The sequence below is a fragment of the Pseudomonas sp. MDV22-iso1 genome, assembly GCF_058145095.1.
In genome coordinates this window covers 74,537-88,342 of the sequence record NZ_JBYVMF010000017.1, presented here as the reverse complement: position 1 = coordinate 88,342, position 13,806 = coordinate 74,537, and the positions used below count along the sequence as shown (strand labels likewise).

Annotated in this window: 9 protein-coding genes; all 9 read right to left on the bottom strand. The window is 59.1% G+C overall.

Annotated features, from left to right (window positions below):
* Positions 1–10: 10 nt before the first annotated feature.
* Positions 11–1,576 (bottom strand): MBOAT family O-acyltransferase, encoded by a 1,566-nt coding sequence (locus tag AC3ZVB_RS19455; protein ID WP_162437316.1) that lies wholly within the window; start codon positions 1,574–1,576, stop codon positions 11–13.
* Positions 1,577–1,783: 207 nt separating this feature from the next.
* On the bottom strand, positions 1,784–2,905 hold the full coding sequence (locus AC3ZVB_RS19450; protein ID WP_194691348.1) for a mannuronate-specific alginate lyase: 1,122 nt from the start codon (positions 2,903–2,905) through the stop codon (positions 1,784–1,786).
* An 8-nt stretch (positions 2,906–2,913) separates the two neighbouring features.
* Positions 2,914–4,362 (bottom strand): alginate O-acetyltransferase, encoded by a 1,449-nt coding sequence (locus tag AC3ZVB_RS19445; RefSeq protein WP_162437318.1) that lies wholly within the window; start codon positions 4,360–4,362, stop codon positions 2,914–2,916.
* Positions 4,363–4,372: 10 nt separating this feature from the next.
* Positions 4,373–5,947: a mannuronan 5-epimerase AlgG gene (gene algG / locus AC3ZVB_RS19440; protein ID WP_162437319.1), complete on the bottom strand. Its 1,575-nt coding sequence runs from the start codon at positions 5,945–5,947 to the stop codon at positions 4,373–4,375.
* Positions 5,948–5,973: 26 nt separating this feature from the next.
* A complete protein-coding gene (locus AC3ZVB_RS19435; protein WP_162437320.1) occupies positions 5,974–7,461 on the bottom strand; it encodes an alginate export family protein in 1,488 nt (495 codons plus the stop codon).
* Positions 7,458–8,960 (bottom strand): alginate biosynthesis TPR repeat lipoprotein AlgK, encoded by a 1,503-nt coding sequence (gene algK, locus AC3ZVB_RS19430; protein ID WP_162437321.1) that lies wholly within the window; start codon positions 8,958–8,960, stop codon positions 7,458–7,460. Before algK ends, AC3ZVB_RS19435 begins: the two co-directional genes overlap by 4 nt.
* 15 nt (positions 8,961–8,975) lie before the next feature.
* A complete protein-coding gene (locus AC3ZVB_RS19425; protein WP_490147455.1) occupies positions 8,976–10,145 on the bottom strand; it encodes a PilZ domain-containing protein in 1,170 nt (389 codons plus the stop codon).
* A 37-nt stretch (positions 10,146–10,182) separates the two neighbouring features.
* Positions 10,183–11,664 carry a mannuronan synthase gene (gene alg8, locus AC3ZVB_RS19420; protein ID WP_162437323.1) on the bottom strand — a complete coding sequence of 494 codons (1,482 nt, stop codon included), beginning with the start codon at positions 11,662–11,664 and terminating at the stop codon, positions 10,183–10,185.
* 132 nt (positions 11,665–11,796) lie between these two features.
* Entirely contained in the window at positions 11,797–13,113 is a 1,317-nt protein-coding gene (locus AC3ZVB_RS19415; protein WP_162437324.1) for a nucleotide sugar dehydrogenase, read from the bottom strand.
* Positions 13,114–13,806 lie beyond the last annotated feature (693 nt).

The window sequence follows — 13,806 nt, the reverse complement described above, 5'->3', positions numbered from 1 at the left end:
GTCAGATCCCTCAGAACTGGAAGTAAAGGAACGGCGAGAAGCTTTGCGCCGAGAGTTTGAAAATCGAGGCGATGAACAGCAGCAGTACCAGCGTGCGCATCACGTAGCGCGACCAGTCAGCGGTCCAGTAAGCCGGTTGCACGGTGGCTTCAACGCCAACGGTGTAGCCCGGTTCGTGGATGCTGGCCGGGTTATCGCCCGGTACGGCTTTGATCATTCCCGGTGTTGCGGTGGCAGGGCCGTCGGCTTCGACGTTCACCACCGGCTTAGTCTTCTCAGGCGGCAGGTTGCTGTAGAAATCGCGGATGCCGAAGAACGCCAGGGTTGCGTACGCCACAATCAGCGTCGCGACTTGCAGGCCGGTGAGGCTGGCCTGGTTGAGTTCCGACAGCGACCATTCGCCGAAGCTGAACATCGCGCCATACATGCGGCCGGCGACGTGCAGGTTTTCCGAACGGAAGATCACCCAGCCCATGACCACCAGCAGGAACGTCAGCGCCCAACGGACCGGATTGATGCTGCGCGGCGAAGTGTTCAGGCCGAGCGCTTTTTCGATCGCCAGCCACATGCCGTGCCATGCACCCCACACGATGTAAGTGATGTTCGCGCCGTGCCACAGACCACCGAGCAGCATGGTCAGGAACAGGTTGCGATAGGTCATCAACGTGCCTTTGCGATTACCGCCCAGGGTGATGTACAGGTAGTCGCGCAGCCAGGTGGACAGGCTGATGTGCCAGCGACGCCAGAACTCGGTAATGGACTGGCTGATGTACGGCTGCTTGAAGTTTTCCATGAAGCGGAAACCCATCATCAAGCCCAGGCCGATGGCCATGTCGCTGTAGCCGGAGAAGTCGAAATACAGTTGCGCGGTGTAGGCGAGGGCGCCTAGCCAGGCATCACCCGTGGTCGGGTTCTGCAAGGCGAAGCAGTGATCGGCGACGACGGCGAGGGTGTCGGCGATGAAGACCTTCTTGATGAAACCCTGCATGAACCGCGTGCAGCCCTCGGAGAACTTGTCGAGGGTGTGTGTGCGGTTGTTGAACTGATCGGCCAGGTCGCGAAAGCGCAATACCGGGCCGGCGATCAGGTGCGGGAAAATCGCCACGAACGCCGCAAAGTCGATCAGGTTGCGGGTCGCCGGGGTATCACCACGGTAGACGTCGATGATGTAGCTGATGGACTCGAAGATGTAGAACGAGATACCGATCGGCAACAGCACGTGCGTCAGGATGAACGGCGACAGGCCGACCGACGTCATCATTGCGTTGATGCTGTCGACGCCGAAGTTGGCGTACTTGAAGTAGCCGAGAATGCACAGGTCGACCGCCACGCCAAGCAGCAGCCAGCGCTGGGCCGGTTTGGTCCGCACGCCTGCGGCGCCGACTTTGAGGCCGATCCAGTAATTCCACAGCGTAACCGCCGCGAACAAAGCCAGAAAGTCCACGCGCCACCAGGCATAGAACACATAACTGGCGATCAGAAGCAGCAGGTTGCGATAGCGTATTCCGCTCAGGTAATACATGCCGAGAAAGATCGGCAAGAACAGAAACAGGAACACGTTGGATGAAAATACCATCCCGATCTCTCCATGTTTAACCAACAGTCAAGGGCCAACGGCCCCCCCAAACCCCCCACAGAAAACCGGAGGGCAACACACAAAACTGAAACCTGACACTGACCCTGTAGGAGCTGCCGAAGGCTGCGATCTTTTGATCCTGATCTTTAAAAGCAAGATCAAAAGATCGCAGCCTTCGGCAGCTCCTACAGGGTGGCTGTGTTGAGTCTAAGAACCCTTGCCTTTTTCATTGGCCGGGTCGTAGACCTTGGTCAGGTCACCCCCGAGGCGGAAGGTCTTGAACGGCTGCATCTCGTGCTTTTTCTCAAGCACATCCGGCGAGCAGGTGTAGAGCGTGCAGAACGGTTCCAGCCAGGCAAATTTCGAGTCGACCTTGAGGTCGGTCATGTCCTGTTCCTTGCCGTTCTTCTCTTCGAATTCGTCCGGGTCGTTAACCCCGGCGAGCACCCGATCACCCAGGCGTTTCAACGCGCCGTTGTTTTCCTGACGCAGATCCACACCGTTGACCTGGGCAAAACTGGCGATCATTGCCAGCGGTGGCAGGGCGTAGTTGTGGTAGGCGAGGGCGCGCTGCTGACGCTTGAGTTCGTTCGGCAGGTAGCCGTCGGCGTCGACCTGATTGACGCCGACCTTGTATTCCTTGACGGCCCAGTCGAACAGGTCACGGCGGTTGGTGGCGACGGACGTTGCCATCACCGACCAGGCGGCCCAGTACGAGTGGTTGTTGGTTTTTTCCAGCGGCAGGTTGTCCCAATCGCTGACCACCTGATCCGCCATTTTGCTGAACCAGGCTTCGATCAACTGCGACTCTTGCTGATGGTTGGCCAACGGATGCGAGTCGGAGAACTTCAGGCGGATGTACGAAGAGGCCATGCTGCCCAGTGCCCATTTGCGCATGGACTTGCCGGTGTGGTTGAAGTCCTTGGACATCAACGCATCCGACTTGGCCCAGGCCGTCAGCCAGTTGAGCGTGCATTCCAGTTGTTCCGGGCGACCGTCACGCATGTACTGCATGACGCGCTTGCTGGTGCCGCGTTCCATCTTGGTAATGTCGGCGGTGGTGTCGCGAAAGGCTTTTTCCGACTGCACGTTCAGGGTCGAACGGGCCTTGTCGGAACCTTCGTACTTGCTGCGGAATTGCAGCGAACCGGTGTACGGCGTCGGCATCGCATCACAGCCTTTGCTGCTGTCGCCGGTTTTGACTTTTTCAATCGGCGCGAAGTAGCCCTGTGGCGGGCGCAACGGCGCGGCAGCCTGGGTGGCGCCGGCGAACATCGCCAGCGTTAGCAGCGATGGCGCGAGTAAATTTTTCAACGTTCGGTTTCGCATGGCAGACCTCATTGCCCGACCTGAGCGGTACGTTGCTCAGCACTCGGGAATACGTTGCGTTTGCAGATTTTCGCTTCGACCTTCTGTGGCGCGGCACCTGCTTCAGGGCCCTGGACTTCGACGGCGAGCAGATTCTGCGAGGCCCAGTCTTCGTCCGTGCGCAACTCGAAGGCAAAACGCCCATCGGTGTCGGAAGTTTCCGGTTTGTCGATTTTGATGTCCTCGTGGCGACCGTTCATGTACCAGAGGGTGGCTTGCAGGGTTTTCACCGATGGATCGGCGAAGCGGATGTCTACCTGGTGACTGCTGTTTTGCAGGTTCAGGTTCTTGCTGTTGACCATCAATTCGTTCTTGCCCGGTTTCAACGTGGTGCTGCCGGTCATCTGTGCATCCTTTCCTTCGCAACCGTTGTCCAGCAGCGCCATCATCTGGCGGTAGATGGTTTCCTGGTCGAGGCGGTAGAGCGGCGAGAATTCCCAGATCAGAATCTTCGGTGGCTTGGTCTGGAATTCTTCGCTGCCCAGGTACTGCAGCATCGAACCTTCCAAGCCACCGCCGGGGAACGCCACGTTGAGGATGTCGGCGCCGATGGCCTCTTGGAGGAAACCGGCGAAGTTGTAGTTCTTGCCACTGTGACTGGTACCGACCAGGGTGATTTCCGGATTGCCGGAGTCACTGAACAGATCGCCATCGGCGGCTTCGCCTTTGGGTTCTGTGGTGAATTGATCCATGTACTGGATTGCGTAACTGGTGCCGCAGAGTTGACCGGCCATATTGTGTAATGTTCCGGTCTTGCCCATGCGACCCGACCTGTGGGTCTCGAATTCGCGTTTCGGAATGTCGGCGTAGGCCGGAATCTGCTTGACCTTTTCAGCCACGATTTTCGCCGTACGCTGGGCGCCATATGGCGTCCAGTGCTGGTCGCCGCGGAAGTAGAAATCGTGGGCGGGCAGGGTGTCTGGCAGCGATTCGTTGGTCAGCGGCGACAGGTCCGGCACCACGTAACCCATCTGCGCGAAACGCCCGAGCATGGTCTTGTAGTTCTTCAGCGCCTTGTCGAAATCGAACTTGGCTTTTTCTTCCGGATTGAGCTTGTTGCGGTTCACCAGACCACGGGTCGGCTGGTAAACCACCACCAGTTCCACGCCTTTGCTCTTGAACGCATCGTGCAGTTCTTTCATGCGTTTGTAGCCGGCCGGCGTGGTGTCGAATTCGGTGCGCAAGTCTTCTTGCGTACGGAACAGCCAGTCGCCCTGAGCCTGCACCAGCGTGGTGAAGTTCTGCTGATAGCGCGTGGTGTAGTTCTTCGCGTCGTGCGCTTCCGGGCACAGGTTGCAGCACGGATCAGCGGTGAATGTCGGCGCTTTAACTTCATCGGCACGGACGCCATTGCTGGCCGCGAGAATCCCGAGAGTCAGGCCTGACAGGCTGAGTAATTTGATCAAGTGTGGGTGCATAAAATTATCCTCAGTCCTGCATTTCGGTCTGGCGTTCGACAGGGTCGATCAGCACGGCTTTCTGCTGGCGTACCAGCAGGTCGAGAATTTCATCCTGGCGCTCACCGAGAATGCCGTTGAAGCTAATGCCGCTGGATTTGGTCGGGGCGAGCATGGACACGCGATACAACTCGACGCTCAGCGGCGAGTCGATGGACAGCGGTCCGCTGCCGTTACCGGCCAGTTCACCGCCGACGATAATCAGCGACACCTGGGCGTCGAACGGGTCGAGCTTGATGTCCCGGTCGGTGTCGGTCAGGTCTTTGATGTGGCCGTAGACGCCGGTCAGGCCGTTGGCCAGGGACAGGTTTTCGTAGAGGCGAATGTTCACGCTGTTACGAATACGGATGCCGTGACGACGGTTGCTGATGACCTTGTTGCCGTAGATCAGGTTGTCGGCACTCTCGTAGAGGGTGATGCCGTCGGTGTGGTTCTTGTAGATCTCGTTGTAGGCGATCAGGTTGTTGACGCTGTTACGGTCGATCACCAGGCCCGACAATTTGTTGTCGAAGCTGCGGTTGTTGAAGATGAAGCTGTCGTTGACCTCACGGGAAATAATGATCCCGTGCTTCTTCTTCGTGCCGTACACCGTGTTGTCCGCAATGATCAGACCGTGTGAACGGTCGTGCGGGTCGATGCCGTAGACGATGTTGTCTTTGTAGGTGTTGCCCTTGACCACGAAGCCGGTGGTTTCGTAGCAGTAGAAGCCGTACCACATGTCCGAGAATTCGGAGCCGACGATCCAGCCGGTCGGTTCAGGACGCTTGAGCACCTTGGCCATGTTTGGCGTGTATTGAGAAATACTCACGCCGTACGACTTACTGTTGGCGTAGCCGAAACTGGCGATCTTGCTGTTGGCGATGTAGGTCTCGGTGCCGCCCCAGGACAGCAGGAACGGACGGAATTCCTTCGGCGACTTGAACGTCGCCGGACCGTTGTCCTTCTCGCGCCAGCCAGTGATTTTGGTATCGCGCACAAACAACTGGCCGTCGTTGACCAGGAACGAACCGGCCTCTTGGGACAGGCGCAATTCCTGGGTCTGCTTGTCGATTTCCAGGATGCCTTTGTTCCCGACCACGATCGGCAACTTCGCCAGGTAAACCCCCGGCGAGGTTTCGCTGAAGTACTGCTTGGGCACTTTCTTCGCCAGGTCCTTGAGGTTCATGTAGCCGTCGTCGATGAAAATCGCCTGGGGAATGCCGTGCTGACGCACTACCCACTCGGCCATTTTGTTATCGCCGCCGATGAAGTCCTTCAGGGCGTTTTCCTGCATCATCCGGCGCACACTGATTTTGCCGGCCTTGGTGCGCACGACTTTCGCGGCGATGGCTTCGGCGGTGTAGCCGGAGGTATCAGGCAGTGTTGGCTTTGCAAGCTCCAGCGGCGCGGTTGGCGCGCTGGTGACGGTGTAGGTCTTGGCCTGTTGCAGCTCTTTGCCGAGGGTTACAGGCTTGGTCGCCGGCTCCACGTTGGCGAAGGCAGCCGAGCTTGCCAGCAGCATCGCGCCGGCCAGCAAGGTGATCGAACCTCGCTTCGGATTATTCATGTCGGGCACTCCCTTCGCGGTTCGCATCAGAAGCGCCAGATCACGTCGATGAATGCGCGGTGCATGTACGAGTCAACGCCTTTGCCGTAGGCATCGCCTGGCTTGAAGACACCGCCACGCAAACGCACCAGGGCAGAAGGCTCATCGATCGACTGGCTCAGCGAAGCAGGCAGCAAGCCTTGCTTGAAGTACTTGGTGACCACCACGTCCATTTCCTGGCCGAGGTCCTTGTTGCCGTCTTCCAGCGGCAGGGACGTGCTGGAGAGGATGGCGCCGGTCACGTCGTCGGTGTCGTTCTGTACGGCGTTGATGCCGTTGCTGCCGACCGGCTTGTTGCCGTCGACACGCCAGAATTTGTGGTAGATCACACTGGCGTCGTATTCGTCGTTGAGCATCCACGAACCGAACAGGGAAGCGCTCTGCATGTTGTTCATTTCGCCGCGGAAAGCCTCGCCGAAACGGTGAACGCGCGAGCGGGTACCGGTGTAGTTCGAACGGTTGCTTTCCAGGCCATTCTGTTCGTAATCGGCACTGGCACGGGCATACGCCGCACCGACTTGCCATTGCGGATCGAGGCGCAGACGCACACCCAGGTCGGTGGCCCAGCCATCGACGTTACCACTGGTCTTGGCTTGCGCAGGCGCGGTGCCGTCAGCGTTCAGCGGGTTGACCTTGTCGCGGTCGCCGCTCATGCCGGTGACGCTGCCCCAGTAGTTGACGGTGTTGGTGTTGCGCCAGTTATAGGCATCGCTGTCAGCGGTGAGGCCGATCCAGCTGAGGTCGCCGTTCTGTTTCTTGTCCAGGGAATCAGGTGCCACACCCGGTTCTGCGTAGTCGAGCTTGCCGTCATCGTGGGTGTGATGACCGCGAATGCCGACCCAGTTGCCCGGGGTCCACTGGTACGCCGCATCGGCGTAGGCATGCAGGCGATCCTTGTCTTTTGGCGCCAGCTCCTTGAGGTCGGTGCGGTATTCGCTGAAGCGTTCGGCGACACCGGCGTTGGCACGCAACAGGGTGGTGTCGAACGTCCAGTTCAAGGCTTCGATGTTGGTGTCGCGCCATTGGCCGTCGTCGTTGCGCAGGCGCTGGCGGCCGAGCTTGAGCATCTCGCCAGGGTAGGGCGTAAGGCCGCTGTAGCCGACCCAGAACTCACGCATCGCCAGGTAGTTTTTCTTGGTCTTGCGATCACCGTTGTCGGTGGTCTGGGTGCCGTCGCTGTCGGACTGCTGCAGCGTGTCGGTCTCGATGATGTCGGTCGACGTCACCGCCTGACCCATCGCATAGGCGCTCCACGCGCCGCTTTCGCCATACACCCAAGGGCGCAGGTCGAGGCCGACGCCGTTGACGTCGCCGCCTTTTTGCGTGCCCAGGTCGGTATCGTCTTCGGATTGGGCGGTGACCTTTACATCAAGGCCGTAGTTCTGGCTTTCAGTCAGGGCCGCGAGGGTCGGGCACGACCACATCAAGGCGAATGTCAGGCCAATACCGGCCTTAACGAATGGATTCAACTTCATAGGGATTCCTCGCCGTCTTCTTCTTGCAGGGCATGCAGATCCAGCGTGTTCTGGCTCAAGGCACCACGAACGGCCTGTTCTTGTTTCAACAGGCGTTGGGCCTCGGCGAGCTGGGCAGGCGGCAGTTGGGCTTCGAGTGTTTGCGCAAGCTCGGTGGCTTGCGGGGTGTCTTGAGCCTTGGCGAGCTGGCTGAAGACATACGCGTTGAGCGGGTTGGGCTTGGTGCCTTTACCTTGGGAAAACAGCTGGGCAATGGCGAAGTCGGCGCTGTTCTGGCCGTTGCGCGCAGCGGTCAGCAAGTGGTCCAGCGCTTTCTGCGAATAAACCTTGCCCAGGTAACCACGGCGATAGATCTGGCCGAGGTAGTAATCGGCGGCGACTTCGCGGCCAACGGCTTTCTGGAAGTGTTCTTCGGCAGCCTTGGCATCGGCCGGCACCATTTTGCCTTCGTAGTAAAGCTTGCCCAGCAACAGCTCGGCGCGCGGCTGATCGGCGGCGCGGCCGTTGTCCAGGTACTTCATCATCGTGTCGACGTCGCCGAGTTCGGGGAAGTCGTAGAGCAGTTGGGCAAGGCTGACCCACGACGCCGGGTAGCCAGGGGCGATGCCTTCGAGCAGCGACTGCGCGGTTTTTTCGTCGGTGGTGCCCAGGGTCGGGTCGCCGAGTACGCGAGCGACGCTGTCCACGCGCTGAGCGGAAACGGTGCCGCGAGCGTGAGCCGCTTGCATCTGCTTGATCAGCTCGGCTTGCAGCTCGGGCTTGGCTTGTTTCTGATAAACCGTGGCCAGCTCGACGTAGCAGATGTCGGTGGTGTTCAGCGCGGCTTTGCAGATGGTTGCGACTTCGTCCAGGTGCTGGTCGTAAGTGCCTTGGGTGCGATACAGCAGCACTTGGGCGAGACCCGCTTCAGGCTTGCCTTCGGCGCGCCATTGGCTGATCTGCTGCTGGGCGTTGATGTTCGGGAAACTGTGAGGGTATTGCAGGTACAGCATGGCCAGCGGGATCAGCGTATTGCCTTCGCCATTGGCCGAGGCCTTTTTCAACAGGACTTCGGCTTCGTGCTGTTCGGCTTCGGTCGAACCCGGTTTGGCGACCAGCAAGCGACCCAGGCGAGCCTGGGCTCGTGGCGAGACATCGGCGGCGGCGCGGTAAGTCGCTTCGGCCTGCCGGATCTGCGCCGGGTCACGGCTGTCGACCTGGATATCGGCGAGGCCCACCTGCGCTTCGCTGTAGCCGAGGTCGGCCAGTTGCTTGTAGTTCTGCTGCGCCAGCGCGGTGTCGCCGCGCTTGAGGGCTTCATTGGCCAGGCGCTGGTCGGGCAGGCCGGCGCAACCGGCCAGGCTGACGGCCAATGCCAGTGCACACATCGCACCCCTGTGGGAGCCAGCCTGCTGGCGATTCAAGCGGCTCGGTGCATCAGACAAACCGCAGCGATCCCATCGCGAGCAGGCTCGCTCCCACAGGGATTGCGGTGTTCTGAGGATAAGTGGAATCGTCACGGGCATGTCCTCCGGTTACAGACCAGCAGCCATGGCTTTGTCGATCAGCCAGTTCAGGTTCGGGCCGCGGTCGCTGTTCACTTCAACCGGGCGACCGGCGAACTTGCTGTCCAGTGGTTCGTCAGGCTGGATCAGCACGCGGATGTCGGAAGACAGATCAGCGCTTTTCAGGCTGGTGCTGCTGACGATTTTGCCGGTGCGGGTCTTGTCTTCGCCGGCAATCTGGAAGCTGACGTTGGTGCCTGGACGAACGTCGCCGAACTGGCGATAGGAGAAGCGCGCTTCGACGTTGGCTTCGCTGTTACGCGGTACCAGGTTGAAAATCACATCGCCCTTGCTGGCGTACTGACCGTCGGCAACCAGTTGCTGCGCCACGGTGCAATCGCACGGCGAGGTCAGGGTGCCGGTCATTTGCTTGCCGAACAGCTCTTCAACCTTGGCCGGTTGCAGCTGGTCTTCGTCCAGATGACCTTTGAGCACGTCGAGCATGCTGGTGCTGAACGTCGCCAGCGGTGCGCCTTTGGCGGCAACGCCGTCTGCCTTGATCAGGCTTTGCACGGTGCCGTCACGCGGCATGGTGATGTTCATGCCCGGCACGCTGACCAGACCGGCCTGGGCGTGGCTGACGAAGTACATGCCGTACACCGACTTGAAGATGAAACCGAACGCGGTCAGGCCAACCAGGAAAATCGCCAGGCTGAAAGTCACTGCACGCAGACGACCAAACGGCGTCATGCCGTGGCCGCCGTCCTTGACCTTGCGCGCCTTGGTGAAGTTGTCGCGCTGCAAGGTCGCCAGCACTTCACCCATGCTGACGATGTCGCCGGCCAGGTGCGAGGTGATCAGGTGACGCAAGGTCGAGATGTCCTGCTGTTCCAGGTTCTGGAACTGGCAACCGGCGCGACCGGTCTGGCGATCATAGGAGCGAACCTGCAACTCCACGTCCATGGCCAGGCCGAGGTTATCGATGACGAACTGCAGGCGAGCCTTGTGCACATCGCCGATTTTCAGCGGCAGCTGACCGGCGTTGAAGGCCAGGCCGCCAGCGGAAAGGTCGATCACTCGAGCTTCAACCGGGGTCCGGTCAGGACCGAAGAAGCGCAGTTTGGCCGGGATTTTCACTCGGGCGTGTTGGCGCTGGGCTTCAGATTCGTGCACTACGTTGGCGTTGACGGCGGTATTCATAAGGGGCGATTTCCTGGTTAATTCAATAAGGGGGCGGTCAGACCATCATCAGCAGCACGGCGACAAAAATGCTGCCGGCGGAGAAGGTCATGGTCCGAGACGACCAGGTGTTGAACCAACGTTGAAAGCTGGCGAGATCACGGGTCAGGGAAGTGGGCTGGCGAGTCCAGGATTGTTGATCGAGGCGGAAGAACACGTAGATCTTCACCAGCGCGCCGACAATCTGGTTGTAATAGAGAATCGCCGGGTAAGCCGGGCCGATCTTGTGACCGGAGCAGGACAGCAGCAGGGTCAGAATCAGGCGGGTGATGCCGATCCACAGCAGGTACGCGAGGATGAACGCAGTGCCGTATTTGAAGCTGGCGATGATCGCGACGGTCAGGCCGAGCAGCGAAGTCCACATCGACACGCGCTGGTCGAACAGCACCACCGAGGTGAACAGACCGAGGCGTTTCATCCCCAGGCCCAGGGCACGGGAGTTCTGGCGCAGGTTGTTGCCGTACCAGCGGAACATCAGTTTGCGGCTGGCCTTGATGAAGCTTTTTTCCGGCGGGTGTTCCACGGTGTTGATCGCGGCGTCGGGCACGTAGAAGGTGTCGTAGCCCAGACGCATCAGGCTGAACCAGCTCGACTTGTCGTCACCGGTCAGGAACTTGAAGCGGCCCAGGCGCCAGTGCTGTAGCGAGTCGCTTTCGACGTCGGCAATGAATTCCGGGTTGGTCACCACAGTGGCACGGAACACCGACATCCGGCCGGTCATGGTCAGCACGCGTTTGGACAAGGCCATCGAGCACATGTTGATGTGGCGCTGGGCGAAACGCAGTTTGTGCCATTCGCTCATGATGTAGCCGCCGCGTACTTCGCAGAACTCGTTGGTGGTCAGGCCGCCGACGTTGCCGAACAGCTGGAACCACGGCACGGTCTTGCGCACGGTGCCTTCGCCGAGCACGGTGTCGCCATCGATCACGGCAACCACGGCGCGGTCGTCCGGCAGGTGGCGGGAGATGGCGCGGAAACCGTAGGCCAGGCCGTCGCGTTTACCGGTGCCGGGAATGCGCACGAAGTCGAGCTTGACCCGGTCCGGCGGATTCATCCGCGACCAGAGGCTCTTCACCAGCTTCTCATCGGACATTTCCACGATGGAGCAGACCATCGTGGTCGGCAGACCGCAGTCGATCGCTTCGCGGATCACCGAGGCGTAGACCTGCGCTGTGGTCAGCGCGTCGATACGGAAACTGGTGACCATCAGGAACACGTGGGACGGGTCTGCCGCTTTGCCCAGCTTGCGCACTTTGCGTCGCAGGTGCGGGTAGACCACGTACAAGAACAGCATGCCGCGCAGGAAGTGCGTGGCACCCATCGAGTAACGCCAGATACCGACGATGCCGATCAGAAAGATGAAGTCTTTCGATTCGGAGTCGAAGGTGGACACAGGCAACGCCATGGCGATGCCCATCAAAATACTGAGGTAAAACAGCCAACCGGCGGCCTGTAGTAGGCCGTTCTTTAGCCTGTGCATAATCGGAATCCTAAAGTCAGTTGCAAGCTCCTTGCCCGTGTAGGAACACAGCTTGCTGGCGATGGCGATTTCAAAACCGTCATCGCCGGCAAGCCGTGCTCCCACAGGTTTTAACGGAGACGGGATTCCGTGTTACCAGCAGATGCCTTCGGTGCGACCCGCGACGCTGGTGGCTTGGGACATGAAGCCGACCAGGTCGATCACTTGCTTGCCGTGCGGGGCGTTCTGCGCCAGGGCGCGGAATTTCTCGTCACGGTTGCCGAGGATGATCACGTCGGAATTGTTGATGACGTCGTCGAAGTCCGAGTTGAGCAAGGACGAGACGTGGGGGATTTTCGACTCGATGTAATCCTTGTTCGCGCCGTGAACACGGGCGTATTCGACGTTGCTGTCGTAGATGCTCAGGTCGTAGCCTTTGCCGATCAGCATTTCGGCCAGGTCCACCAGCGGGCTTTCGCGCAGGTCATCGGTACCGGCCTTGAAGCTCAGTCCCAGCAGGGCGACTTTGCGTTTGTCGTGGCTGGAAACGATGTCGAATGCGTTCTGCACTTGCGACACGTTGCTGCGCATCAGCGAGTTCAGCAGCGGCGCATCGACGTCCAGGGAACCGGCACGGAAGGTCAGGGCGCGAACGTCCTTTGGCAGGCACGAGCCGCCGAAGGCGAAACCTGGACGCATGTAGTACTGGGACAGGTTCAGTGTCTTGTCCTGGCAGACCACTTCCATCACTTCACGACCATCGACGCCGACAGCCTTGGCGATGTTGCCGATCTCGTTGGCGAAGGTCACTTTGGTGGCGTGCCACACGTTGCAGGTGTACTTGATCATCTCGGCAACGGCGATGTCCTTGCGGATGATCGGAGCGTCGAGCTCTTCGTACAGCGATTGCAGAACGTCACCCGAGGCTTTGTCGAACTCGCCGATGACGGTCATTGGCGGTTGGTCGTAGTCGGCGATCGCGGTGCTTTCACGCAGGAACTCAGGGTTCACTGCAACGCCGAAGTCGACGCCTGCTTTCTTGCCGGAGCAGTCTTCGAGGATCGGGATGACAACGTTTGCGACAGTGCCCGGCAGAACGGTGCTGCGAACCACGATGGTGTGGCGGGTGGTCTTGTCACGCAGGACAAAACCGATCTCGCGGCACACGGCTTCGATGTAGTTCAGTTCCAGGTCGCCGTTTTTCTTGCTCGGCGTACCGACGCAGATCATCGACAGGTCAGTGTCGCGGATGGCTTCTGCGAAGTTGGTCGTGCCGCGCAGTTTGCCGGTCTCGATACCCTTCTGCAGAAGTTCGCCCAGACCCGGTTCAACGATCGGCGATTTGCCGGCGTTGATCATATCGATCTTGTCTTTGGCTACATCAACGCCAACGACGTCATGGCCCCGTGCAGACAGGCAACCGGCACAGACTGCGCCAACGTAACCCAAACCAAATATGCTGATGCGCATCGCAATTACCTCTCTATTTTCAAGCCGGTATTAACCAGGCCATTAGATGGCCGGTATTAATGGTGTTCAGCGGTCTTAGTGCACTCGCAAGTGCCGCAGTTAAGCGCCACAGTGCCGCGTGCAGGCATATAAGTTCCGAGTGACTAAATAAGTGCACTCAAGATGTGCGCAACCAGGCTTTATTATTATGAAGTGCCCTGTTATGCAGCTGATCCTCGAATCGGAGGACCGCTTGTGCAAAGGTCGTGCGCGCTCAATGGCGGGCGAAAAGCCCGTAGATCAAGCGGTTGGGTGCTCTGGCGAGCACGTTTATAAGGGCGCAGCCTTGGCCTTTTAGGGGATATGAGTGCTGCGTATCTCCTTTCCTTCAGATGTTGTCCAAATGAGGGATTAATCAGCGTTAGTTAATGTGACAACTTCGCTATCTGAATCTCTTATCTGCGTAAGTTATCTCGTACAACCTCACGGATAATCGTTACCGGTGGTATGAGCGACGCATTTGGACATAGTTCCGGTCCGCCCATCGTGAAACCTGAAATTTCTTGAAATATTGAGAAAGATGGCACTGCTCTCATATTGATAGCACGTGTGGTTTCGCCCTTTATATATAGGCGGATAATCGGCGGGGATAGTTTTGTGCCACTACTGATAAAAATTTTCAGTGCCACTACTGAAAAAAATCACCGAAGTCGA

Coding starts and splice junctions, on each gene's coding strand:
- AC3ZVB_RS19455 (WP_162437316.1), bottom strand. CDS start 1,576: ATGGTATTTTCATCCAACGTGTTCCTGTTTCTGTTCTTGCCGATCTTT.
- AC3ZVB_RS19450 (WP_194691348.1), bottom strand. CDS start 2,905: ATGCGAAACCGAACGTTGAAAAATTTACTCGCGCCATCGCTGCTAACG.
- AC3ZVB_RS19445 (WP_162437318.1), bottom strand. CDS start 4,362: ATGCACCCACACTTGATCAAATTACTCAGCCTGTCAGGCCTGACTCTC.
- algG (WP_162437319.1), bottom strand. CDS start 5,947: ATGAATAATCCGAAGCGAGGTTCGATCACCTTGCTGGCCGGCGCGATG.
- AC3ZVB_RS19435 (WP_162437320.1), bottom strand. CDS start 7,461: ATGAAGTTGAATCCATTCGTTAAGGCCGGTATTGGCCTGACATTCGCC.
- AC3ZVB_RS19425 (WP_490147455.1), bottom strand. CDS start 10,145: ATGAATACCGCCGTCAACGCCAACGTAGTGCACGAATCTGAAGCCCAG.
- alg8 (WP_162437323.1), bottom strand. CDS start 11,664: ATGCACAGGCTAAAGAACGGCCTACTACAGGCCGCCGGTTGGCTGTTT.
- AC3ZVB_RS19415 (WP_162437324.1), bottom strand. CDS start 13,113: ATGCGCATCAGCATATTTGGTTTGGGTTACGTTGGCGCAGTCTGTGCC.